This window comes from Curtobacterium sp. MCBD17_028 (genome assembly GCF_003234875.1).
Taxonomy (GTDB): Bacteria; Actinomycetota; Actinomycetes; order Actinomycetales; family Microbacteriaceae; genus Curtobacterium.
This window is the reverse complement of sequence record NZ_QKTQ01000003.1, coordinates 125,623-148,029: the sequence shown is the minus strand read 5'-3', so window position 1 is coordinate 148,029 and position 22,407 is coordinate 125,623. Positions and strand designations below refer to the sequence as shown.

The 22,407-nt window shown below is 72.8% G+C and carries 22 protein-coding genes; 18 read left to right on the top strand and 4 right to left on the bottom strand.

Going from position 1 to position 22,407, the window contains the following annotated elements:
• Positions 1–4: 4 nt before the first annotated feature.
• The 5 genes from DEI86_RS05160 to DEI86_RS05140 all read left to right on the top strand — a co-directional run bounded on the left by DEI86_RS05160 (position 5) and on the right by DEI86_RS05140 (position 4,259).
• A complete protein-coding gene (locus DEI86_RS05160; RefSeq protein WP_111027632.1) occupies positions 5–910 on the top strand; it encodes a phytoene/squalene synthase family protein in 906 nt (301 codons plus the stop codon).
• On the top strand, positions 907–2,535 hold the full coding sequence (crtI, locus tag DEI86_RS05155; protein WP_111048973.1) for a phytoene desaturase family protein: 1,629 nt from the start codon (positions 907–909) through the stop codon (positions 2,533–2,535). Before DEI86_RS05160 ends, crtI begins: the two co-directional genes overlap by 4 nt.
• Entirely contained in the window at positions 2,535–2,900 is a 366-nt protein-coding gene (locus DEI86_RS05150; RefSeq protein ID WP_111048972.1) for a lycopene cyclase domain-containing protein, read from the top strand. The genes crtI and DEI86_RS05150 overlap by 1 nt, the downstream gene beginning before the upstream one ends.
• 64 nt (positions 2,901–2,964) lie before the next feature.
• On the top strand, positions 2,965–3,336 hold the full coding sequence (locus DEI86_RS05145) for a lycopene cyclase domain-containing protein (RefSeq protein ID WP_111012241.1): 372 nt from the start codon (positions 2,965–2,967) through the stop codon (positions 3,334–3,336).
• Positions 3,333–4,259 carry a prenyltransferase gene (locus DEI86_RS05140; protein ID WP_111009693.1) on the top strand — a complete coding sequence of 309 codons (927 nt, stop codon included), beginning with the start codon at positions 3,333–3,335 and terminating at the stop codon, positions 4,257–4,259. Before DEI86_RS05145 ends, DEI86_RS05140 begins: the two co-directional genes overlap by 4 nt.
• 164 nt (positions 4,260–4,423) lie before the next feature.
• Here DEI86_RS05140 and DEI86_RS05135 read toward each other — a convergent pair whose 3' ends face one another.
• A complete protein-coding gene (locus DEI86_RS05135) occupies positions 4,424–5,161 on the bottom strand; it encodes an MBL fold metallo-hydrolase (protein WP_111012242.1) in 738 nt (245 codons plus the stop codon).
• Positions 5,162–5,329: 168 nt separating this feature from the next.
• On the opposite strand from DEI86_RS05135, the gene DEI86_RS05130 reads away from it, so the two are divergent.
• The 5 genes from DEI86_RS05130 (at position 5,330) to DEI86_RS05110 (ending at position 8,401) form a co-directional block, all read left to right on the top strand.
• Positions 5,330–5,728, top strand: a complete 399-nt coding sequence (locus tag DEI86_RS05130; protein ID WP_146244865.1) for a YtxH domain-containing protein — start codon at positions 5,330–5,332, stop codon at positions 5,726–5,728.
• Between the two features lie 7 nt (positions 5,729–5,735).
• Positions 5,736–6,140 carry a hypothetical protein gene (locus tag DEI86_RS05125; protein ID WP_111048970.1) on the top strand — a complete coding sequence of 135 codons (405 nt, stop codon included), beginning with the start codon at positions 5,736–5,738 and terminating at the stop codon, positions 6,138–6,140.
• A gap of 50 nt (positions 6,141–6,190) precedes the next feature.
• Positions 6,191–7,225, top strand: coding sequence for a YihY/virulence factor BrkB family protein (locus DEI86_RS05120; RefSeq protein WP_111009689.1), 1,035 nt, complete (start codon positions 6,191–6,193; stop codon positions 7,223–7,225).
• A gap of 91 nt (positions 7,226–7,316) precedes the next feature.
• Complete coding sequence (locus DEI86_RS05115; protein ID WP_111009688.1) at positions 7,317–8,012, top strand: SDR family oxidoreductase; 696 nt, start codon at positions 7,317–7,319, stop codon at positions 8,010–8,012.
• Positions 8,013–8,068: 56 nt separating this feature from the next.
• On the top strand, positions 8,069–8,401 hold the full coding sequence (locus DEI86_RS05110; protein ID WP_111009687.1) for a DUF3140 domain-containing protein: 333 nt from the start codon (positions 8,069–8,071) through the stop codon (positions 8,399–8,401).
• A gap of 12 nt (positions 8,402–8,413) precedes the next feature.
• Here DEI86_RS05110 and DEI86_RS05105 read toward each other — a convergent pair whose 3' ends face one another.
• The gene (locus DEI86_RS05105; protein ID WP_111048969.1) at positions 8,414–9,544 is read right to left on the bottom strand and encodes an L-dopachrome tautomerase-related protein; all 1,131 of its coding nucleotides are present in this window, start codon (positions 9,542–9,544) and stop codon (positions 8,414–8,416) included.
• 128 nt (positions 9,545–9,672) lie between these two features.
• Between DEI86_RS05105 and DEI86_RS05100 the strand changes: the two genes are divergently transcribed.
• Positions 9,673–10,089 (top strand): DUF3151 domain-containing protein, encoded by a 417-nt coding sequence (locus DEI86_RS05100; protein WP_181435042.1) that lies wholly within the window; start codon positions 9,673–9,675, stop codon positions 10,087–10,089.
• Positions 10,090–10,196: 107 nt separating this feature from the next.
• Here DEI86_RS05100 and DEI86_RS05095 read toward each other — a convergent pair whose 3' ends face one another.
• The gene (locus tag DEI86_RS05095) at positions 10,197–13,322 is read right to left on the bottom strand and encodes a glycoside hydrolase family 2 TIM barrel-domain containing protein (protein ID WP_111048968.1); all 3,126 of its coding nucleotides are present in this window, start codon (positions 13,320–13,322) and stop codon (positions 10,197–10,199) included.
• A gap of 237 nt (positions 13,323–13,559) precedes the next feature.
• Here DEI86_RS05095 and DEI86_RS05090 point away from each other — a divergent pair, with 237 nt between their 5' ends.
• Complete coding sequence (locus DEI86_RS05090; RefSeq protein ID WP_111009683.1) at positions 13,560–13,871, top strand: hypothetical protein; 312 nt, start codon at positions 13,560–13,562, stop codon at positions 13,869–13,871.
• Entirely contained in the window at positions 13,852–15,069 is a 1,218-nt protein-coding gene (locus DEI86_RS05085; protein WP_111048967.1) for a Vms1/Ankzf1 family peptidyl-tRNA hydrolase, read from the top strand. Before DEI86_RS05090 ends, DEI86_RS05085 begins: the two co-directional genes overlap by 20 nt.
• Positions 15,070–15,196: 127 nt before the next feature.
• Here DEI86_RS05085 and DEI86_RS05080 read toward each other — a convergent pair whose 3' ends face one another.
• Complete coding sequence (locus tag DEI86_RS05080; RefSeq protein ID WP_111048966.1) at positions 15,197–16,384, bottom strand: MFS transporter; 1,188 nt, start codon at positions 16,382–16,384, stop codon at positions 15,197–15,199.
• 74 nt (positions 16,385–16,458) lie between these two features.
• Here DEI86_RS05080 and DEI86_RS05075 point away from each other — a divergent pair, with 74 nt between their 5' ends.
• The 5 genes from DEI86_RS05075 to dnaK all read left to right on the top strand — a co-directional run bounded on the left by DEI86_RS05075 (position 16,459) and on the right by dnaK (position 22,404).
• Positions 16,459–17,163 carry a GntR family transcriptional regulator gene (locus tag DEI86_RS05075; protein WP_111009680.1) on the top strand — a complete coding sequence of 235 codons (705 nt, stop codon included), beginning with the start codon at positions 16,459–16,461 and terminating at the stop codon, positions 17,161–17,163.
• Between the two features lie 77 nt (positions 17,164–17,240).
• Positions 17,241–18,107 (top strand): alpha/beta fold hydrolase, encoded by an 867-nt coding sequence (locus tag DEI86_RS05070; RefSeq protein WP_111048965.1) that lies wholly within the window; start codon positions 17,241–17,243, stop codon positions 18,105–18,107.
• A 67-nt stretch (positions 18,108–18,174) separates the two neighbouring features.
• Positions 18,175–19,122 carry an ABC transporter ATP-binding protein gene (locus DEI86_RS05065; RefSeq protein WP_258368529.1) on the top strand — a complete coding sequence of 316 codons (948 nt, stop codon included), beginning with the start codon at positions 18,175–18,177 and terminating at the stop codon, positions 19,120–19,122.
• A complete protein-coding gene (locus DEI86_RS05060) occupies positions 19,119–20,378 on the top strand; it encodes an ABC transporter permease (protein ID WP_111048964.1) in 1,260 nt (419 codons plus the stop codon). Before DEI86_RS05065 ends, DEI86_RS05060 begins: the two co-directional genes overlap by 4 nt.
• 166 nt (positions 20,379–20,544) lie before the next feature.
• The gene (gene dnaK, locus DEI86_RS05055) at positions 20,545–22,404 is read left to right on the top strand and encodes a molecular chaperone DnaK (protein WP_111009677.1); all 1,860 of its coding nucleotides are present in this window, start codon (positions 20,545–20,547) and stop codon (positions 22,402–22,404) included.
• Positions 22,405–22,407 lie beyond the last annotated feature (3 nt).

Genomic DNA, 22,407 nt, shown 5'->3' with positions numbered 1-22,407 from the left:
GACCGTGACCACGGGGCTCGGCCTGTACGACGCGACCGCGGCGGCCGCCTCGTCGGTCGTCATCCGCCGGTACTCGACGTCGTTCGGGCTCGCATCGCGCCTGCTGCCAGCGCACGTGCGCGAGCACATCGAACACGTGTACGCACTCGTGCGGGTGGCCGACGAGATCGTCGACGGCCCCGCGACCGAGGCCGGTCTGGACCCGACACTCGCGGGCCGCCTGCTCGACGAGCTCGAACAGGACACCGAGCGTGCGATGACGATCGGGTTCTCCGTCAACCCGGTCGTGCACGCCTTCGCCCGGACCGCCCGGACCACCGGGTTCGGGGCCGAGCTGACGCAACCGTTCTTCCGGTCCATGCGGGCCGACCTCACGCGCAGCGAACACGACGACGCCTCGTTCGTCGACTACGTGTACGGCTCCGCCGAGGTCGTCGGACTCATGTGCCTCCGCGCATTCGTGTACCGGGCGGGACGGCCGACGTTCGACGAGGCGGTGCTCGTCACGGGGGCTCGTCGGCTCGGGGCCGCGTTCCAGAAGGTGAACTTCCTGCGCGACCTGCGGGCGGACTTCCTCGAGCTCGGCCGGTCGTACTTCCCCGGGGTCGACGTCCGGTCCTTCGACGAGGCGACGAAGGCGCGGCTCGTGGCCGACGTGCAGGACGACCTCGACGCCGCCGCGCGTGCGCTCCCGCTCCTGCCCGGCCGGGCACGTCCTGCGGTGACCCTCGCGCACGCCCTGTTCCAGGAACTCAACGACCGGATCGCCGCGACCCCGGCCGAGCGGCTCGTCACGACGCGTGTCCGGGTCCCCGACCCGGTCAAGGCCGCTCTGGCCGCCCGGGTGCTCGTCGGCCGCGCCCCCGTCCCTCGCGTTCGACGCGGCAACCGGCCGGGAGGCACGGCATGAGCACCGAGACCACCGTGGCCGACCAGGCCGCCGACACCGCACCGTCCGGCCGCCGCGTCCCCGCCCGTCGCGTCGTCGTCGTGGGTGGCGGCATCAGCGGGCTCGCCGCCGCCGCACTGCTCGCGCGTGACGGCTACGCCGTGACCGTGCTCGAGCAGCGGTCCGAGCTCGGGGGGCGGGCCGGGACCTGGTCGGCCGGTGGCTTCCGGTTCGACACCGGGCCGAGCTGGTACCTCATGCCCGAGGTGTTCGACCACTTCTTCCGGCTGCTCGGGACGTCCGCGGCCGAACAGCTCGACCTCGTCCGACTCGACCCCGGGTACCGCGTGTACAGCGAGGGCCACGACGAACCCATCGACCTCGCCGCGACCCGCGAGGCCAACGTCGCGCTCTTCGAGTCGATCGAGCCGGGATCGGGCCGTCGGCTCGAGCGCTACCTCGACTCGGCGGCCGAGACCTACGCGATGGCCGTGCGCCGGTTCCTCTACACGAGCTTCCAGGACCTGCGGCGGCTCGCGACACCCGACGTGCTCCGTCGCGCCGGGCGGCTGCTCCGCCTGCTCACCCGGCCGTTGTCGTCCTTCGTCGAGGCCACCGTGCAGGACCGGCGCCTGCAGCAGGTGCTGGGGTACCCCGCCGTGTTCCTCGGGACGAGCCCGTATGCCGCGCCGAGCATGTACCACCTGATGAGCCACCTCGACCTCGCCGACGGCGTCCTGTACCCGCAGGGCGGCATCAGCACGGTGATCGACGCGGTCGAGCGGATGGCATCGGCCGAGGGCGCGAGGATCGTGACCGGGGCCACGGTCGACCGGATCGTCGTCGAGCACGGCACGGTGACGGGCGTGCACCACACGACGTCCGACGGCGACGCGGTCACGACCCCGGCCGACCTCGTCGTCAGTGCGGCCGACCTGCACCACACCGAGACCGACCTGCTGCCGCCGCGGTACCGATCGCACGGCGACGCCTACTGGGAGCGTGGCGACCCGGGTCCGAGTGCGGTGCTCGTCTACCTCGGCATCGACGGACCCGTCCCCGGCCTGCTGCACCACACGCTCGTCTTCACGGCGGACTGGCACGCGAACTTCGGCGCGATCTTCGGCAAGGAACGCCACGTGCCCGACCCCGCGTCGATCTACGTGTCCGCGACCTCGGAGACCGACCCCACCGCCGCGCCGGCGGGGTCGAGCAACGTGTTCGTGCTCGTCCCGTTGCCGGCCGACGTCGGGATCGGACGTGGCGGGATCGACGGTGCGGGGGATCCCGAGGTCGAGCGCATCGCGGACCGGGCGATCGCGGCGCTCGCCGAGCGTGCGGGTGTCCCCGACCTCGTCGACCGCATCCGGGTGCGCCGCACCGTGGGGCCGAGGGACTTCGCCGACGACTACAACGCGTGGAGCGGGAGCATGCTCGGGCCGGCCCACACCCTGCGGCAGAGCGCCTTCTTCCGGGCGCGGAACGCGTCGACCCGGGTCGACGGCCTCTACCACGTCGGGGCGTCGACGATCCCCGGCATCGGGCTGCCGATGTGCCTCATCAGTGCCGAGGTGCTGCTCAAACGGATCCACGGCGACACCTCGACCGAGCCGCTCCCGGAGCCGCTCGAGCGACGGCGGCCCTGATGCCCGGGCTCTACCTGGCGTGTCTCGTGGTCGCGCTCGTCGGCATGACGGTGCTCGACGCCCGGTTCCGCCTGTTCTTCTGGCGGGGCCCACGGCGGGCCGCCGCCGTCATGGCCGTCGGGATCGCGTACTTCCTCGTGTGGGACCTCGCGGGGATCGGGCTCGGTGTCTTCCACCGCGGACCGTCCTCGTGGCTCATCGGTGTCCAGGTGGCGCCGGAGGTCCCGGTCGAGGAGCTGTTCTTCCTCGCGCTGCTCTGCTACGTGACGATGGACCTCATCGGCTTCGTCCGACCCGTCGTCGAGCGCACGGCCCCGCCGCGCGTCGAACCTCCCGCCCGCCGGACGAACGGGGTGGCGCGGTGAGCGGGGTGCCGCCGCGGGTGGCCCGCGTGCTCTCGGTGCTCCCGGCCGCCGGGGTGGTGCTCCGATGACCGCGGGCGCGGCGACCTACGCCCTCCTCGACCTCGCGTTCCTCGCCGTCGTGGTCCTCGTGGCCGTGGCCGCCGCGGTCGTCGCGGTGCGTCGGGTGGCGGTCCGGCGCGGACCGGAGGCCGTCGCGCGGTGGCGTCGCACGGTCCTCCTGACCGGCCTGGTGGCGGGCGTCGTCCTGGTCGTGGCGACGGTCGTGTTCGACAACGTGATCGTCGGCACCGGCATCGTGGCGTACGACGCGCAGCGGATCAGCGGCATCCGTCTCGGCGTCGTCCCGGTCGAGGACCTGGCGTACGCGATCGCGGCGGTCCTGCTGCTGCCGTCGCTCGTCGTGCTGTTCGGGCCCCGATCGAGGTCGGAACGATGAGCGCCGCGAGTCCGACGGCCCGACCGCGCCGCGCGGGGTCGACACTCCGGGCGCTGTTCGTGTCGTCCCGGCCGGTGAGCTGGGTGAACACCGCGTACCCGTTCGCGGCCGCGTACGTGCTCGGCACCGGGGTCGGGACACACGAGGCGGACGGCTTCCACCTCGCGGTCCTCGTGCTCGGGGTCGTGTACTTCCTCGTCCCCTACAACCTCGCGATGTACGGGATCAACGACGTGTTCGACTACGAGTCGGACCTGCGGAACCCGCGCAAGGGCGGCGTCGAGGGCGCCCTGCTCGACCGCAGTGTGCATCGGACGACCCTCGTCGCCGTCGTCGTGACGAACGTGCCGTTCCTCGTCGCACTCGTGTTGCTCGGCGGCCCGTGGAGCTGGCTCGTGCTCGCCGTCAGCGTGTTCGCCGTCGTCGCGTACTCCGCGCCGGGGTTGCGGTTCAAGGAGCGGCCGTTCCTCGACTCCCTGACCTCGAGCACGCACTTCGTGTCCCCGGCGGTGTACGGCCTGACCCTCGCGGGGGCGCACTGGACGGGCTCGCTCCTGGCCGTGTGCGTGTCGTTCTTCCTCTGGGGTGTCGCGAGCCACGCGTTCGGTGCGGTCCAGGACGTCGAGGCCGACCGCGCCGGGGGCATCGGGTCCGTCGCGACGGTCATCGGCGCCCGGGCCACGGTGCGCCTGGCGTTCGTGGCCTACGTCGTCGCGGGGCTCGTCGTGCTCGCGACGCCGTTCCCGGGGCCGTTCGCGGCGATCGTCGTCGTGCCCTACGCGCTGAACGTCCTGCCGTGGTGGTCGGTCGCCGACGCCGACGCCGACGCGGCGAACGCCGGGTGGCGCCGGTTCCTGCTCGTGAACTACCTGGCGGGGTTCCTCGTCACCATGGTGCTCATCGGCTACGCCGCGACCCGCTGAGTCGCGGCGGCGCCCCAACGCACGCGACCCCCGTCCGACTCCACCCGACCCGCGGCCCGACTCCACCCGACCCGCGGCCCGAATCCACGCGACCCGCGCCCGACCTCACGCGACCCGCGCCCGACCTCAGGCGACCCGCTGGGTCACGTCGGCGAACCCCGACCTCAGTGCGCGGATCGGCGCTTGGCCTGCTCGACCGCGCTCCGGATGCCCCGGCGCCACTGGGGGCCGTGCCCGGGGAGCACGATCCGTGCCTCGGTGTCGACGAGCCGGTCGAGCGACTCCAGGGCGGCGCCGCTGTCCGCGGTGGCCGACCCGGCGACGATCTGCGGCCCGATCCCACCGGTGTACGGGTCGAGCGTGACGATCGCGTCGCCGGCGATGAGGGCGTCGCGGTCGGCGAAGTACAGCGCGACGTGGCCGTCGGTGTGCCCGGGCGTCTCGATGATCCACGGGGAGGCCTGCACGGCGTCCCGCTCGTCGAGCGGCTTCGTGTCGGTCACACCCTCGACCATGAGCGCTCCCGCGACCACCATCCGCGCGAGCTTCGGGAGGCCGGCGGGGTGTGTCAGCGGGTACACGAGCCGGTTCCGCTCCGTCCGGTACCGGTAGGGGTGAGCGGCCAGCTCCGCGTCCCGCGGGTGCACGAGCACGGGCACGTCCCACTCCCGACGCGCACGGGCCGCGGTGCCGACGTGGTCGAAGTGCCCGTGCGTGAGCGCGATGCCCTCGACGGCGTCGGGGGTGTACCCGAGCTCGGCGATCGCGACGAGCAGGTGCGGCCACGCGGCGGGCAGACCGCTGTCGACGACGAGCAGTTGGTCGCCGGTCTCGACGAGGTAGAGGTTCGTGTGGGCGATCTCGAGGCGGTGGATCCCCTCGGCGACGTCTCGGAACAGCATGGCCGCAGGCTACTCGTCGGCGCCCGCGCGGGCCGTCGGGCGGCACGACGGTGTGCGTGACCGGGGGACGGCCGACGTCGGCGCCTGGGAGACCGGTGCGAGCCGCATGAGCGTCCACTCGACTCCGAGTAGGCACGGCGGTGGACGACTCCACACGAGAGGACCACCATGAAGAGATTGCTGTTCATCGCCGGCATCGCGCTGGGGTACGTGCTCGGAGCCCGAGCCGGACGCTCCTCGTACGAGCGCATCCGCACCCGGGCGCAGGGCGTGTGGTCGGACCCGAAGGTGCAGAAGGGCCTCCACGACGCCGAGGGCTTCGTCAAGGACAAGGCACCGGTCGTCGCGAGCAAGGTCAAGGACGCGGCGACGAGTGCCGCCGGCGCCGTGCAGAGCAAGGTGAAGTCGTCGGGCGACACCGACGCCTCGAGCACCGACACCGTGGCCGGCGGACCCGGAACCGCGGGTCCGAGCGCTGCGGGCAAGCCGGAGGCGCCGAGCGCCGCCACGTCGAGCGAGACCGACACGACCGGTACGGCAGGCACGCCGTCGCCGGACGCGGTGTAGGCCCGGTATGGTCGACAGCGGATCGCGCGACAGCATCCCGCAACTCGAACTCCAGAACGTGCGGACGCGCGAGGACCTGCGCCACACCGTGAACGAGGTCGTGCGGCGCTCGGACGTCCCCGCACAGTGGCGCTTGGCGGTCGCGAAGGCGCGTCAGCAGTTGCACCGGGACCCGACGCCCCTCGTGGCCATGGCCGTCACGGCCGGTGCGGGACTCGTGGCGATCGTCGGCGGCGTGGTCATCGGTCGGACGGACGCGGGGCGCCTCGACGCCGCGCGGGAGCCGATGCTGCTGCCCGTCTACAAGCCCGGCAAGACCAAGAAGAGCGGCAAGCGGAAGAAGGCCGCCTTCGCCCGCAAGCCCGACAAGCTGAACCCCGTCCAGAAGCGTCGCGACGCCGACGACCGGTGAGTCGCCACCCCGCGACCCGCTGACGACGTCGACCACAGGAGGAGCCACCGATGGCAAGGAACACCGCACCGGACCCGGACGACCCCCGCAAGCCGGACGACCCGACCGACCTGACGAAGCCCTCGTGGCAGTACACGCTCAAGAAGACGCTCCGCGAGTTCTCGAGTGACCAGTGCACCGACCTGGCAGCCGGCCTGACGTACCACGCCGTCCTGGCAGTGTTCCCCGCGATCCTCGCGATCGTCTCGATCCTCGGCCTGTTCGGCGAGGGGCAGGCGACGGTCGACCAGGTCATGAAGGTGCTCGGCAACGTCGGTTCGAACCAGGTCGTCGACCTGCTCAAGGGCCCGATCAACGGTCTCGTCCGGTCGCCCGCGGCCCCGCTCGCGTTCATCGTCGGTGTGCTCGGCGCGCTGTGGTCCGCGTCCGGGTACGTCGGGTCGTTCGGCCGTGCGATGAACCGCATCTACGGCATCCGTGAGGGGCGTCCGATCTGGAAGCTCCGCCCGACGATGCTCGGTGTGACGGTGTTCACGGTCGTCCTGCTCGTCATCGGCGCGCTCATGCTCGTGCTCTCCGGCCCGGTGGCCGAGGCGGTCGGCAACGCGATCGGACTCGGTTCCGTCGCGGTGACCGTGTGGGACTACGCCAAGCTCCCGATCCTCGCGGCGATCGCGGTCGTGATCATCGCGATCCTCTACTACTGGTCACCGAACGTCCGGCAGCCGAAGTTCCGCTGGATGAGCCTGGGCGCGCTCCTGGCGCTCCTCATCTGGATCATCGCCTCGATCGCGTTCGCGTTCTACGTCGCGAACTTCTCGCACTACAACAAGACGTACGGGTCGCTCGGCGGCGTGATCGTGTTCCTCCTGTGGATCTGGATCACGAACTGCGCTCTGCTGTTCGGCGCCGAGTTCGACGCCGAGGTCGAGCGCGGCCGCGAACTCCAGGCCGGCATCCACGCCGAGGAGGACATCCAGCTCCCCGAGCGCGACACCCGCCAGATCGACAAGCAGGACGAGAAGCACGCGAAGGACGTCCTCTCCGGCATCGAGATCCGCGAGAGCGCCGGTCGAGAGAAGTGAGCAGGGGCCTCCCGTCCGTCGCGCCGCGCGCGTCGCGGCCGGGAGGCCCGACTCGGCCCGGCACCGCAGCCGCGTTCCGTAGGCTGACACGGTGACCGACACCGTGCCTCCCGTCCGACCGACCGCACTCGTGACCGGGGCGACCCGGGGGATCGGACGCGCGATCGCGGCCGACCTCGGCCGCACACACCACGTGCTCGTCGGTGGGCGGTCCGCCGCTGCCGTCGCCGCCGTCGTCGACGCGCTGCCGTCCGCCGAGCCGTTCGTGGCCGACCTCGTCGCGGGCCCGCTGCCACCGCTGCCGGACCGGCTCGACGTGCTCGTGCACTCCGCCGGCATCGAGGAGGGCGGCCGCGTCGCCGACACCCCCCGCGAGGTGTGGGAGCGCGTCCTCGCCACGAACGTCGTCGCGGTCGCGGAACTCACCCGGCTGGCGCTGCCCGCGCTCCGGTCCGTCCGCGGCCTCGTCGTCACGATCAACAGCGGCTCGGGGTTCGTGAGCGGGCCCGGCGGCGGCGTCTACGGTGCGTCGAAGTTCGCCCTGCGGGCCTTCGCCGATGCCCTCCGCGAGGAGGAGCGCGAGCACGGGGTCCGCGTGTCCGGCGTCCACCCGGGGCGCGTCGACACCGACATGCAGGTCGCCCTCGCCACGAAGCTCGGCGAGGACTACGACACCCGCTACTACCTGGCGCCCGAGGACGTCGCCGCCGCGGTGCGGACCGTGGTCGACCTGCCGGAGCGCGGCACCGTCGAGCTGCTCAGCGTGCGGCCCACCCGCAAGCGCTGACCCCGGGGTACACCGCGGAGCGCCAGGCACGGAGGTGCGCGGCGCAGGATCGGGACATGGCCGACGACGAGCAGCAGACCCGCGAGGACTTCCACCGTGCCGTGAACATGACGGCGACCGAGCTGCGCCACTGGCTCGACACCGACGACTCGAAGGCCGTGGGGCAGAAGCCCGACGGCGGCGGCGAGTCCACCGGGCACGAGAGCGGCCGGCACATCGTCCGGATCCTCGAGGAGCGACAGGGCGAGTACACGGACGACGACTACGCGCACATGCGCAAGGTGGTCGGCTACGTCGCCCGGCACTCCGCGCAGCGCCCATCGGGCGACGACACGCACACGCGCTGGCGGTACTCCCTCATGAACTGGGGCCACGACCCCGAGAAGTGACCGGGCGCCTGCTCAGCGCAGGAGCACGGGACCCGCGTCGATCCGGAAGCGGAACAGCGAGTACGGGTACACGCGGAGGTCCTCGCCGCCCTGGTAGTCCGCCTGACGGTGCAGCTGGTTCGCGGTGACGTAGAGGTAGCCGTCCGTCGCGACGGACATCGTGTCGGTCCACAGCAGGCGCGGGTCGTGCACGAGGGTCTGGATCTCGCCGGTCGGCAGCCGCCGGGTGATCGACTCGTGCTCCCAGTTCGTGGCGTACAGGCGGCCCTGGTCGTCGGACTCCAGGCCGTCCGCGCCCCCGCCCTTGTCGCCCTCGTCGACGACGGTCCCAGCGACGGTCTCCTCCGAGATCGCCCGGTCGACGAGCGCCCCCACCGACACGCTGTACCAGCGGCGGCTGATGAGCGGGCAGTACCAGAGCCGCTCGCCGTCCGCCGAGATCGCGATGCCGTCCGCGCCCATCGTCACCGGTTTCGGGGCCGCACCCGGGGCGCGCTGTGCGAGCACCCGTCCCTCGGCCATCGGGACCATGTCCTGCGGCGGGCAGGCCTTGGTGGACGGATGGTCCTCGAGCCGCCGCCACGCCTCACCGGTGGCGAGGTCCACGACGATGATCGCGTTCGGGCCCTCGGACGCCGAGTCCGTGACGAACGCGAACCCGGCCTCGCCGCGGCGGAGGTCGAACCGCACGTCGTTGAGGTACGTCGTCTCGTACGCGACGCTGCGCGGGAGGACGATCGTCTGCACGACGCGGTCCGTGCCGAGGTCGACGCACACGAGCTTCGGGCCGCCCTCCTTGGTCGGACCCATCATCGGGCTGCCCGTGTCGAGGATCCACAGGCGGTCGTCCGGCGCGACGACGATGCTCTGCACGCTGACGAGCCGCTCGGCGTCGTCGATCGACCGCGCCTGGTTGATCTCGACCGACGGGTAGGGCACCGCCTGCCCGTTCACGAGTTCGACGACCGTGGCCGGGACGTCGTCGCCCCACTTCGGGAAGTTCACGAACACCCGGCCGCCGTGGGAGACGCTCACGCCCGTGGGCATCGGGCCGTCGGTGAACTCGTGGACCACCTCGAGGTCGCCGCGTGGTTCGTCTTCGGGGGCGGTCGGGGCGGCGTGGTCGGCGTCGAAGTCGCTCATGCGGTGCACGGTAGGCGCGGGGCCTGGGGGTCGCCGGTGCGCGTCCCCCGGCGTCTGGCCGCGCATGTCGTCGTCGCGCGGACCGCGTCGGCCGTGCTGTCACGGTGCGCCGTGCGAGGCTGGTGCGTATGACCGACAACCTCCTCGGCGTGCCCGAGACCCGCCTGCCCGATGACCCGGACGTCACCGCCGCCCTCGCCGCGGGCACTCCCGTGGCCGACGTCGCGACGGCGCACCCGTCATCGAGCCTGGCGTGGGCGCTCCTCGCCGACGAGGCCTGGGACCGCGGCGCCGCGCTCGAGTCGTACGCCTACGCCCGCGTGGGGTACCACCGTGGCCTCGATGCCCTCCGGAAGGCCGGCTGGCGCGGGCAGGGCCCGATCCCGTGGGCGCACGAGCCGAACCGGGGCGTGCTCCGCTCGCTGTTCGCGCTGCGCCGGGCGGCCGACGGCATCGGCGAGGAGCCGGAGGTCGAGCGCCTGTCGACGTTCCTCCACGACGCCGACCCCGCCGCCGCGGACGCGATCGCCGCCGAGCAGCGCTGACGCCGCCGGGGGCCCGTCGCGAGGTGCACCGCCTCCGTCCCGTCGAACACCCGGATCGCGGGGTTCGAACGGAAGGAACCGGTGCGACGCCGGCAGGCCCGGGTGCCCTACCCGAGCAGCACCTCCCACGCCCGCGCCGCCGGCCACAGCTGGTGCTCCGGCAGGACGTCGAGCCCGCACGCGCGCGACCCGAGCCCGTGCTGTGCCTCGTCGAGGTACAGGTACAGCGCGTCCGAGGCCGGCAGCTCGTGCGGGTGCCCGGCCGCGGTGATCTGCTGCGCGGTCCAGCGCGACAGCGTGAACCCCGCGCGGTGACCGGCGTGCGCGCCGTGCCCGGATCCCGCCGCGGGCACGGTCGTCACGCGGAGCGGCCCGAGCTCGAGCCACCGCAGGTCCGGCCGGTGCCCGGTCTCCTGGGGCCGTGAGTACCGGACGGACAGGTCGTCGACCGCGGCGGTGAACCGACCGACGCGGACGGCGTGTGACGAGTCGGCGTAGGACTCGTCGGGCCCCGTCCCGAGCCAGGTCAGGTCCGAGTCGGCCAGCGAACCGGGCAGGTCGAACCGGACGCCGATCCGCGGCCAGGTGCAGTCCCACGCGCCGAAGGGGACGGCCTCGGTGCGGAGCAGCACGCCCTCGGCGGTCGCGGTCCACCGGTGCACGACGTCGACCCCGGCGCCGCTGTTCGCCGCGGACACCCGGACCCGTTGGACGAGCCCGTGCTCGGTGCGCTCGACGGCGACCAGCCGGTGCGTCAGGCGGTGCAGCCCGTGGGCCTCCCACCGCACGGCCGAGGCGGGAGCGATGCCGCCGACGCCCAGGGTGAGCGCGGGGTCGGCGACCTCGTACGAGCCCTGGGACGCACCGCGGTCGTTGTCGGTGGGCGCGCGCCAGAGCTCGAGGCGCGGCCCCGCGACGGGCAGGCCGTGCCACGTCGCCAGGTCGCCTCGGGCGTCGAACGTCGCGATCCCCAGGGCGTCGCCCTGCCACGACGGCCGGGAGGCCCGGTGCGTGCGCACCCCGCGAGCGTCGGTCGCCCGGCCGGTGGCGTCCGCCACGACGGGGACGGGCACCTGCGTGCGGGCGATGACGTGCCCGGTGTCGGCCCAGGCGGTCGGCCCGGCGAGTTCGGCCGTCACGTCGAGGAACAACTCGCCCTCGACGCCCTCGGCGGCGACCGCGAGGACCTCGGGCGGGACCGGAACCGTGGCGGAGGCGCCGGCCGCGACCAGGCCCGGAGCGAGCCTCCCGGCCGCGACCGCGACGCCGTCGCGCTCGAGCGTCCAACAGAAGCGCAGTCCGGCGGTCGACGCCGAGTGGTACCGGTTCTCGACGAGCACCGTGCCCCCGGCGACCGTCGTGGAGACGCTGATCCGGATCGGCGCGACGACCGCGGCGAACTCGGCGAGGCCCGGCGTCGGGGTGTCGTCGGGCAGGACCAGACCGTCCATCACGAAGTTGCCGTCGTGCACGACCTCGCGGAAGTCGCCGCCGTACGCGTGGTAGGGGGTGCCGTCGGCCGTGTGGCTGAGCAGGCCGTGGTCGCGCCACTCCCACACGAACCCGCCGTGGAGGCGCGGGTACCGGTCCACGAGGGCCTCGTACTCCGCGATCTGGCCCGGTCCGTTGCCCATCGCGTGCACGTACTCGCAGTGCAGGAACGGCTTCGACCGCTGGCGTGCCGCCTCGGCCGGACCGCACCCGAGGAGCGGGGTCACGACGGGGCCGCCGCCGATCGACTCGGTCTCGACGAGCGAGGGGTACATGCGCGAGTAGACGTCCGTGTAGGAGCCCGTGTAGTCGCCCTCGTAGTGGACCGGGCGCGAGCGGTCACGGCGGTGGACCCAGTGCGACATCGCCGCGAGGTTCCGGCCCGTGCCGGACTCGTTGCCGAGGGACCACAGGACGATCGACGGGTGGTTCTTGTCCCGCTCCACCGTCCGGGCGATGCGGTCGAGGTAGGCGTCCTGCCACGCCGGGTCGTCCGACGGGTTGCCGGCCCAGCCCAGGTGCTCGAACCCGTGCGTCTCGAGGTCGCACTCGAGGACCACCCAGAACCCGAGCTCGTCGGCGAGGTCGAGCACCCGGGGGTGCGGCGGGTAGTGCGAGGTTCGGATGGCGTTGACGTTCGCGCGCTTCATCATCGCCATGTCCGCGCGCGCGTGGGCCTCGTCGAACACGCGGCCCCGCTCCGGGTGGGTCTCGTGCCGGTTGACACCGTGGAACACGACGCGCTCGCCGTTGACGAGGAACCGGTCGCCGCGGATCTCGACCGTGCGGAACCCGAGTCGCAGCGTGACGGTCTCGCCAGCGCCCGTCCCGCCCGCGGCCGTCCCCGACGTCAGGGTCGCCTCGTACCGGCGGGGGACCTCGGCGCTCCAGGGCTCGACGGCCGGCAGCGTGACGGGCTGGACGTCCGCGGCGGTCGCCCACCGTTCCTCCAGGCCGAGCTCCGGGATCCGGAACACCACCGGGAACACGGCGTCGAGCTCGACCGTGACCGTACCGACGCCGGTGGCGGGGGCGCCGGACGCAGCGGTGCCGGCGGCGGCGGCCGACGCGAGCAGCGGAGCCCAGTCGGCGCGGACGAAGGCGTCCTCGATCGCGGCGACCGGGCGCGCGAGCAGCGTGACGTCGCGGAAGACCCCGGGCAACCACCACTGGTCCTGGTCCTCGAGGTAACTCGCGGCGGACCACTGGTGCACCCGGACCGCGACCGTGTTCGCGCCCGGGCGGAGCAGCGCCGTGACGTCGAACTCGGTCACGAGGCGCGACCCCGTCGACCAGCCGACCTCGACGCCGTTGAGCCAGACGCGGAAGTGCGACTCGACCCCGTCGAACCGCAGGACGACCCGGTCGGCGTCCGCGAACGACGCCGGGAGCTCGAACGTGCGGCGGTGGTCGCCCGTCGGGTTCTCCTCCGGCGGGTGCGGTGCGTCGATCGGGAACGGGTACTGCACGTTCGTGTAGATCGGCGCGCCGTGCCCGTGCAGCACCCAGTGCGACGGGACGGGCAGGGTCTGCCAGTCGGCGTCGTCGAACGTGTCGGCCGCGAAGTCCTCGGCGACCTCGGCGACGGGCGACCAGCGGAACCGCCAGTCCCCGTCGAGCGACAGCGACGGTGCGTCGGTGTGCAGGTGGGCGCGGGGGCGACGGCGCGAGGCCGAGCCGGGAGCGGTCGAGTGGAGGTCCGAGATCGCCCGGGGAGCGGGCGCGGTGGCGATGTCCGTCATTGGGTGCTGTCCTCGACCGCGAGGGTCGTCGTCGATCCTGGTCCGCCGGCCGGCGGGTGCTCCAACCCTAGCGAGCGTCCCCTGCGGCCCGGGCGTCCGCTCTGCACGGGGCGCCCGCCGGACGGGAGGCGCGAGACCGGCCCGTCCCGGCCCTCCCGACCTCGACGTCCGCCGTGAGCTGCGGACACACGCAGGCGCGGCCGCCGACCATGGCGGGACCGACGGAAGGAGATCGACATGATCGAACGGGGCAACACCACCCACAGCCCGGAGGTCGACGAGCAGATGGCGCACGAGGCGCAGAGCATCGTCCAGGGGCACGGCAGTTCGTCCCACGTGGAGGAGTTCCGGCAATCGGAACCCGTCACCGACGACACCGACGCCCCCGAGACCCTCGCGGCGTCCGGCTACGACGGCGAGTTCGTCGACGACGCGACGCACGCGCTGCCCGAGGACGACGCCGACGGCATCGACACGACCGTGTACACGACCGAGACGGACCAGGTCTCGGAGGGGAAGGTGGTGGACCATGGCGCCGACGACCGCTGAGCAGGTCTCGGAGGAACACCGGGGGCTCGCTGCCCTCCTCGCGCAGCCCGGTACCTGGTCGTGGGCGTACGTCGACGTCTCGGGCGACCGGGAGGACCCGCAGCACCTCGCCGCGCTCCAGGTCCGCGCCGCCCGCGACCAGCTCATGGCGCAGGGGGCACCGTCCGCCGACGTCGAGGCGATCGAACGCGAACTCGGTGAGGCACCCGGCGTGCCCGCCCCGGTCGCTCGGTTCGTCCTGGCGCGCGACGGCGAGCTCGTCGTCAGCGAGGTCCTGCCCGGGCACATGCACGGACCCGAGAGCGTCGGGTACGGCGCCGTCCCGGACCTCGTGCCGCTGCTCGCCCACCGGCCGCTCGACGTGCCGTTCCTCGTGGTCGAGGTCGGACGCGAGGGCGGCGGCTACCGCGCCTACCGGCTCGGGCACGCCGAGCCGAGCGGGCAGCAGGAGGAGGAGTACGTCGAGGGGCGTACGGACACGCTCCACAAGTTCCAGGGCGGCGGCTGGGCGCACCTGCGCTGGCAGCACCACACCGAGGAGATCTGGCGCGAGAACGAGGCACAGGTCGTCGAGGCCGTCGAACAGGCGGTCGACCGGCTGCGGCCGCGGCTCGTCGTCGTCGCCGGGGACATCCGCGCACGCCAGCTGTTCATCGACCAGCTGAGCACCGCGACCCGGCCGCTCGTGTCCGAGGTGCCGGTCGACACCCGGGCACCGGATGCGTCCGAGAACGCCCTCGTCGAGCACGTCGAGATCGCCCTCGCGCGGGTGGTGGCCCAGCGCCGCCACGACGTGGAGGACCTGCTCCGTACGCACGTCGGCCGTGGCGACCGCGAGGCCGTCGCCGGTGTCGGACCGGTCGTGTCGGCGCTCCAGCAGGCGCAGGCGTCGATCGTCGTCGTCGACCCGGCCGCGTTCGAGGACCGCACGGTGCTCGCGCTCGACGCCGCGCCCTGGATCGCGACCGCGCCCGAGGAGGCCCTCGGCACCACCGTGCTCGGGTCCGTCCCGGCTGCGGTCGGCATCACCCGTGCGGCGCTCCTGACCGACGCGGAGGTCGTGCTCGTGAACGCGGCGTCCGTGCCGTCCGGGGCGCCCGTCGCCGCATTGCTCCGCTGGCACGTCGGGCCGGACGTGCCCGGGGCGGGGCCCGCGGCCGGTGCGACCGGGCGGGGCGAGGGCTCCGACCGGGGCTGACCCCCCCCCCCCCCCCCGCGAGATCGCAGGAGATGCTGTTCAGCGGGCCTCCAGAGCGGCAAATACTGCGATCTCGCGGAGGGTGGCGGACGGAGGCGGAGGGAGGCGGAGAGTGAAGGGGGGGCGGTCAGGCCGGGCGGTGCTCCCGGTCCCTCCGCGGGACGAGGGCCAGGGCGACGACGGGCAACGCCGCGACGACGAGGAAGCTCCCGGCGAACCCCACCGCGCCGACCAGGGCGCCGATCCCGGGTCCGACCGCCGACGCCGCCACGAACTGCCCCGTGTTCTGCGCCCCGAGCGCCCGACCCGACCAGTGCGGCCCCGCGGCCTCGGCGACGGAGGTGAACGCGAGCCCGTTGTCCGCCACGGTCACGGCGGTCGCCACGACGAGGAACACCGCCGCGGCTGCCAGGTGCGTCGCGTCGACGGCCGCGAGGACGCCCATCACGACGGCGGCGGACACGGCCACGACGCGCAGGGGTCCGACGCGGGACCCGGCACGGTCGCTCCACAGCCCGACGACGATCCGCCCGAGCGCACCGACGAACTGCGACGCGCCGACGAGCACCCCGGCGGCGAGCGCGCTCCAGCCGAGGTCCCGCGTCAGCCACACGAGGCCGTACGTCGAGAGCGTGAACTGGGGCACGACGAGCAACACGGACACGGCGTGGATGCGCCAGAGGAACGCGGACTCGCGGTAGGGGTTCGTCACGACCTCCGCGGCGTCGCGGCTCGGACGCGGCGGATCCACCACGGCGAGCGCACAGCAGACGGCGAGCACGGCGGTGAGCGCGATCGGCAGCACGAGCGCCGCCCGGACTCCCGCGCTCCCGGCGATGGTCGGGACGGTCAGCGCCGCGAGCGTGACCCCGAGCGGCTGTGACATCTGACGGATCCCCATCGCGAGTCCGCGCCGGTGCTTCGGGAACCAGCCGACGACCACGCGGCCGCTGGCGGCGTTCGTCGAGGCGCTCGTCATCCCCGCGGCGAGGAACGCGACGCCGAGGAGGACCGGGTTCCCCGCGGCGAGCAGGGCGCCGGTCGTGGCCAGGGCGGTGAGCACCAGGCCCCCGGCGATGACGACGCGCTCGCCGTGTCGGTCGGTCACGGCGCCCCAGGCGATGAGGGTCAGGACCATGCCGAACGTCGGCGCGCCGGCCAGGAACCCCGCGGCCGTGAGCGGCATGCCCTGCCGGGTGAGGAGGGGGATGAGGAACGCGGGCGCCGAGACGACGAGCGTCCCCGCGGCCTGTGCGGCGACGCCGAGGGCGAGCATGACCCACGCCCTCGTCGTGGTGACCGTCGTCGTCGCCATGTCACCGCCTCCCGAGCGTTGGTATACCAAGACGGTATACCATCGCGCAGGCCCCTCGGCTACGCTGACCGACCGTGACCGCACCGATCGACGCCGCGCCCGTGTCGCAGACCACCCTGCTCTACGACAACCTGCGGGCCGCGATCCTGTCGCTCGGCATCGCGCCCGGCGAGCGGATCTCGGAACGCGGTCTGGAGGCCCGGTTCCACGCCTCACGCACGCCCGTCCGGGCAGCGCTGTCCCGTCTCGAACGCGAGGGCCTCATCCTGCACGAGGGGCGGTCGTGGACCGTCACGCCGATCGACCTCGACGAGATCGCAGCGCTCGCCGAACTCCGCGTCGTGCTCGAGCCGGCCGCCGCCCGTCTGGCGGTGGAGCGCGCGACGGACGCGGCGCTCGCCGAGGTCCGGGCGCACCTCGAGACCCTCCGCCCGGCGCCCGACGAGGCCGCCGGCGTGCAGGCCGGCAGCACGTTCCACCTCGACCTCGCCACGCTCGGCGGCAACCGGTTCGTCACCGAGGCGATCGCCGACGCGATGACCCGCCTGGAACGGAGCCGGTGGCTCGAGGTGCGCACGCCCGAGGCCCGGGACGCCGCGTGGGACGAGCACAGCGCCATCCTCGACGCCGTCGCGAGGCGGGATGCGGACCGCGCCGCGGAGCTCCTCGCCGCCCACGTCTCCGGCACGAACGACCGCCTCATGGCGTTCATCGCGCAGGAGCGGCGCCGCCTGCGCGGCGCCGGCATGGCCGTGGTCGGGAGCAGCACGCTCGACTGACGCCGCGCCTCCCGGCCGACGCCGCGTCTCCGGGCCGACGCCGCGTCTCCGGGCCGACGTCGGACGGGAGGAGCAGCATGGGTCGCGTGCACCGCCTCCAGACCGTCCCGCCGTTCGGCGACCTGCCCACCCCCGACGGCGTCGACGTCGTCGGGGTCGACCTGCCCGTCGGTCGGCTGACCGCGTACCGCGGCCTGCCGGACGGCCCGAGCCGCGGCAGCGTCCTGCTCGTGCCCGGGTTCACCGGGTCGAAGGAGGACTTCCGCCCGCTCGTGCCGCTCCTGCGCGATGCGGGGTGGTCGGTGCTCGCGATGAGCAGGCGGGGGCAGGGGGACTCGGCGGCGCCCACCGACCCGGCTGCCTACACGCTCGACGAGGAAGCGGCCGACGTCGTCCGGGTCGCGGCCCTGGTCGACGACGGCGCGCCCGTGCACCTGCTCGGGCACTCGCTGGGCGGTGTGATCGCGCGGGCGGCGGCCATCGCGAGCCCGAGCGCGTTCCGGTCCGTCACGATGTTGTGCTCCGGGCCGCACGGGTGGCCGAACCGGATGTTCCTGGCTCGGCGTCTGGCGGCGGAGCAGGGCAACCGGGCGCTGTTCGACGCCCAGAACCCGATCGCGATCGGCGTCGCGGACGCGGCCCTCGACCAGGCGACGCGGTTCGCCCGCATGCGGATGGACCGGTCGAGCACGGTCGGCATCACGACGACGGCCGCGATCCTCGAGCTGGCCGACGACACCACCGCGGCGCTCCGGGACACCGGGCTGCCGACTCTCGTCGCGCACGGCGAGGACGACGCAGCGTGGCCGCAGGTGTGGCAGCACGACATGGCCGAACGGCTCGGCGCGCGGTACGCGGTGATCCCGGACAGCGCGCACAGCCCGGCGATCGAGGCTCCGGAGGCGACCGCGAGGTTGCTCGACGGGTTCCTCGCGGACGCCTGAGCGCCGGACGCACGGAGCGCCGGTCCTTCCGGGTAGGTTCGGCAGCGACCCCACCCGAGGAGGCCACGTGTCCGGTGCCGCGATCGCCGTCGACGACTTCGTGATGCGGTTCGGTGACCGCACGGTGGTGGACGGCCTGTCGTTCCAGGTGGGTGCGGGTGAGACCTTCGGACTGCTCGGCAGCAACGGTTCGGGCAAGACGACCACGATCCGGGCGCTCCTCGGCATCACCGAGCCGACGTCCGGCTCCCTGACGATCGACGGTGCCCGCTACCGGGCCACGGCAGGCGGCGGGGTCGGGTACCTGCCCGAGGACCGCGGGCTCTACCGCAAGGAGACCGTCCTCGACGTCATGACGTACTTCGCGCGGCTCAAGGGGATGACGTCGCGGCACGCGAGCGTGTGGTCGCAGGCGTACCTCGAGCGCGTCGGGCTCGCCGACAAGGGGCGGCTCCGCGTCGACAAGCTGTCCGGCGGCCAGCAGCAGAAGGTCCAGCTCGGCATCACGATCATGGACCGGCCCCGGCTGCTCATCCTCGACGAGCCGACCAAGGGCCTGGACCCGGTGAACCGGCGGTTGCTGCTCGACCTCGTCGACGAACGCCGGGCCGACGGCGCGACCGTCATCCTCGTGACGCACCACATGGACGAGGTCGAGCGGCTCTGCGACCGGATCCTGCTCCTCCGAGACGGCGTCGCGGCGGCGTACGGGTCGATCCCCGAGGTGCAGGACCTGTTCGGCGGGGCCGTCGCCCGCGTGCACGCCGAGCGCGAGGTCCCCGTGAGCCCGCGCTACCGCGTCATCCGGCGCGAGGGCCACGTGACCGACCTGGCGCCGACCGAGCCGACCGACGGCGCGGACCTCCTGGCCTCGCTCGTCGCGGCAGGCATCGGCGTGACCGGGTTCGAGATGCGGCGCATCCCGCTCGACGAGATCTTCGTGCAGGTCTACGGGCACGACGCCGGTGTCGAGACGCCCGTGCCCACGCCGGTCGCGGCGGAGGCCCGGGCGTGAGCGGGCGGTTCGGCAGCGGCCGGCTGGGCACCGTCGTCCGGTTCGAGTTCGTCCGCACCATCAAGAAGCCGTCGTTCTGGATCGGCACGCTGGCGCTCCCCGTGCTCATCGTCGTCGTCGGGCTGCTCGTGGGCGCGGGCAACGCGGCCGGAGCCGACTCCGTCACGAGCATCGGTGCGGCGACGAAGGTCCCGTTCACGTACGTCGACCACTCGGGTCTCGTCTCGGAACGGGTCGCGGCACGGTGGGGAGGCACGCCCACGTCCGACGCGCGGGCGGCGGTCGCCCGCGTCCGTGCCGGCACGCTCGACGCCTTCGTCGAGTTCCCGGCCGACCCGGCGACGGGCACGATCGAGGTCGCGGCACGCGACGCCGGACTCTTCGGCAACCAGAAGTACGCGAACACGGCGACGAAGGTCCTGCACGCGAGCGTCGCCGCACGCGTGCACGACCCGGAGGCCGTCCGGCTCCTGCGGGGGACCCCCGCCACGAACGTCACCGCCTACGCGCACGGACACGTCGCCCCCGGATGGGCGTCCGCGCTCCCGCCGATGGTGTTCGCGGCGGCGTTCTTCGCGCTCGTGCTGCTGCTGGCGGCGCGCATGGTCACGGTCGTGGTCGAGGAGAAGGAGAACCGCATCTCCGAGATGATCCTGACGACGCTCGACGCGACCGTGCTCGTCCGCGGCAAGGTGATCGCGATGCTGCTCGTCGTGCTCGTGCAGCTCGCGGTGTTCCTCGTGCCGTCGCTCGCGACGATCGGGGTCGTCCTGCCCGTGCTGGCGGCGCGGTTCGGGCCGATCCCCGTCGACCCGTGGCGGATGCTCGTCGGGGCGCTGCTGCTCGTCGGCGGCGTGCTCCTGGCGTCGAGCCTGTTCGTGACGGTCGGCGCCGCGGTACCGACCATCAAGGACGCCAGTGCGCTGCAGTCGGTGGCGCTGTTCTCGGTGCTCATCCCCGTGTACGCGGTGTTCTTCGTGCTGACGAACCCGACGTCCCCGGTGACGGCCGTGTTCACGTACTTCCCGACGTTCACGCCGGTCACCGCGATGCTCCGGAACGCGATGGGGACCCTGGGCCCGGTCGCGTCGGTGGTGTGCGTCCTCGAGCTCTACGTGGCGGCGTTCCTCGTCCTCCGCTTCGCGGTGTTCCTCTTCCGGCACTCCGTCGCGCAGTACGGCAGCAAGGTGACGCTGCGGCAGGTGCGGTCCTGGCGGTCCGCACGCCGACCGACGGACTCGTCCTCGGCCTCCTGACCGGTCACGCGCGGACTTGCGTCGGGTCGACGCAAGTTCCGGCACGTGGACTTGACGTCCAGCTGGTGGTGAGTAAAGTTGAGTCCAGCAGGCGCAAGTCCTGCGACGACTTCCATCGGTCCCGCCGTGACGGCAGGGCCAGCACCAACAGAAGGAGACCCAACACATGGGACGTGCAGTAGGCATCGACCTCGGAACGACCAACTCGGTCGTCTCGGTCCTCGAGGGTGGTGAGCCCACCGTCATCGCGAACGCCGAGGGCATGCGCACCACGCCGTCGATCGTGGCGTTCACGAAGGACGGCGAGGTCCTCGTCGGCGAGACCGCCAAGCGGCAGGCCGTCACGAACGTCGACCGCACCATCGCCTCGGTCAAGCGCCACATGGGCACGAACTGGAAGGTCGACGTCGACGGCAAGGGGTACACCCCGCAGGAGATCTCGGCGCGCATCCTCGGCAAGCTCAAGCGCGACGCGGAGCAGTACCTGGGAGAGGACGTCACCGACGCCGTCATCACGGTGCCGGCGTACTTCAACGACGCCGAGCGGCAGGCCACGAAGGAGGCCGGTGAGATCTCCGGCCTCAACGTGCTCCGCATCATCAACGAGCCCACCGCCGCGGCGCTCGCGTACGGCCTCGACAAGGGCAAGGAGGACGAGCTCATCCTCGTCTTCGACCTCGGTGGTGGCACGTTCGACGTCTCCCTGCTCGAGGTGGGCAAGGACGACGACTTCTCCACCATCCAGGTCCGCGCCACCGCCGGTGACAACCGCCTCGGTGGTGACGACTGGGACGCCCGGATCGTCGACCACCTCGTCAAGAAGTTCAAGGACGCCCACGGTGTCGACCTGTCCACGGACAAGATCGCGCGTCAGCGCCTCAAGGAGGCCGCGGAGCAGGCGAAGAAGGAGCTCAGCTCCCAGATGAGCGCGAGCATCCAGCTCCCGTACCTCACGCTGACGAGCGACGGCCCCCTCAACCTCGACGAGACCATCTCGCGCGCGCAGTTCGAGCAGATGACCTCCGACCTGCTCGACCGCACCAAGAAGCCGTTCAACGACGTCATCCGCGAGGCCGGGGTCAAGGTCTCCGACATCGCGCACGTCGTGCTCGTCGGTGGCTCCACCCGCATGCCGGCCGTGGCCGACGTCGTGCGGCAGCTCACCGGTGGCAAGGAGCCGAACAAGGGCGTCAACCCGGACGAGGTCGTCGCCGTCGGCGCCGCGCTCCAGGCCGGTGTCCTCAAGGGCGAGCGCAAGGACGTCCTCCTCATCGACGTCACGCCGCTCTCGCTCGGCATCGAGACCAAGGGCGGCACGATGACCAAGCTCATCGACCGCAACACCGCGATCCCGACCAAGCGCAGCGAGACCTTCACGACCGCCGACGACAACCAGCCGTCGGTCGCGATCCAGGTGTTCCAGGGCGAGCGCGAGTTCACCCGCGACAACAAGGCGCTCGGCACGTTCGAGCTCACCGGCATCGCACCGGCCCCGCGCGGCATCCCGCAGATCGAGGTCACGTTCGACATCGACGCCAACGGCATCGTGCACGTGTCCGCGAAGGACAAGGGCACCGGCAAGGAGCAGTCGATGGTCATCTCGGGCGGCTCGTCGCTGTCCAAGGACGACATCGAGCGCATGGTCCGCGAGGCCGAGGAGCACGCGGCCGAGGACAAGGCGCGTCGTGAGGCCCAGGAGACCCGCAACTCGGCCGAGCAGCTCGCCTACTCGATCGAGAAGCTCATCAAGGAGAACGACGACAAGCTCCCCGCGGACGTCAAGTCCGAGGTCCAGGGTGACGTCGACGCGCTCAAGTCCGCGCTCAACGGCGACGACGACGCGGCGGTCAAGTCCGCGTTCGACAAGCTGAACGAGTCGCAGAGCAAGCTGGGCCAGGCGATCTACGCCCAGGGCCAGCAGGCCGACGCAGCCGGCGCCGCCGGTGCGACCGACGGTGCCGCGACCGGTGACGACGAGGACATCGTCGACGCCGAGGTCGTGGACGACGAGGACGACAAGAAGTAACCC

What these genes read in the sequence shown, in the direction of transcription:
- crtI (WP_111048973.1), top strand. Translation starts at nt 907, where the DNA reads ATGAGCACCGAGACCACCGTGGCCGACCAGGCCGCCGACACCGCACCG.
- DEI86_RS05150 (WP_111048972.1), top strand. Translation starts at nt 2,535, where the DNA reads ATGCCCGGGCTCTACCTGGCGTGTCTCGTGGTCGCGCTCGTCGGCATG.
- DEI86_RS05145 (WP_111012241.1), top strand. Translation starts at nt 2,965, where the DNA reads ATGACCGCGGGCGCGGCGACCTACGCCCTCCTCGACCTCGCGTTCCTC.
- DEI86_RS05140 (WP_111009693.1), top strand. Translation starts at nt 3,333, where the DNA reads ATGAGCGCCGCGAGTCCGACGGCCCGACCGCGCCGCGCGGGGTCGACA.
- DEI86_RS05135 (WP_111012242.1), bottom strand. Translation starts at nt 5,161, where the DNA reads ATGCTGTTCCGAGACGTCGCCGAGGGGATCCACCGCCTCGAGATCGCC.
- DEI86_RS05130 (WP_146244865.1), top strand. Translation starts at nt 5,330, where the DNA reads ATGAAGAGATTGCTGTTCATCGCCGGCATCGCGCTGGGGTACGTGCTC.
- DEI86_RS05125 (WP_111048970.1), top strand. Translation starts at nt 5,736, where the DNA reads ATGGTCGACAGCGGATCGCGCGACAGCATCCCGCAACTCGAACTCCAG.
- DEI86_RS05120 (WP_111009689.1), top strand. Translation starts at nt 6,191, where the DNA reads ATGGCAAGGAACACCGCACCGGACCCGGACGACCCCCGCAAGCCGGAC.
- DEI86_RS05110 (WP_111009687.1), top strand. Translation starts at nt 8,069, where the DNA reads ATGGCCGACGACGAGCAGCAGACCCGCGAGGACTTCCACCGTGCCGTG.
- DEI86_RS05105 (WP_111048969.1), bottom strand. Translation starts at nt 9,544, where the DNA reads ATGAGCGACTTCGACGCCGACCACGCCGCCCCGACCGCCCCCGAAGAC.
- DEI86_RS05100 (WP_181435042.1), top strand. Translation starts at nt 9,673, where the DNA reads ATGACCGACAACCTCCTCGGCGTGCCCGAGACCCGCCTGCCCGATGAC.
- DEI86_RS05095 (WP_111048968.1), bottom strand. Translation starts at nt 13,322, where the DNA reads ATGACGGACATCGCCACCGCGCCCGCTCCCCGGGCGATCTCGGACCTC.
- DEI86_RS05090 (WP_111009683.1), top strand. Translation starts at nt 13,560, where the DNA reads ATGATCGAACGGGGCAACACCACCCACAGCCCGGAGGTCGACGAGCAG.
- DEI86_RS05085 (WP_111048967.1), top strand. Translation starts at nt 13,852, where the DNA reads ATGGCGCCGACGACCGCTGAGCAGGTCTCGGAGGAACACCGGGGGCTC.
- DEI86_RS05080 (WP_111048966.1), bottom strand. Translation starts at nt 16,384, where the DNA reads ATGGCGACGACGACGGTCACCACGACGAGGGCGTGGGTCATGCTCGCC.
- DEI86_RS05070 (WP_111048965.1), top strand. Translation starts at nt 17,241, where the DNA reads ATGGGTCGCGTGCACCGCCTCCAGACCGTCCCGCCGTTCGGCGACCTG.
- dnaK (WP_111009677.1), top strand. Translation starts at nt 20,545, where the DNA reads ATGGGACGTGCAGTAGGCATCGACCTCGGAACGACCAACTCGGTCGTC.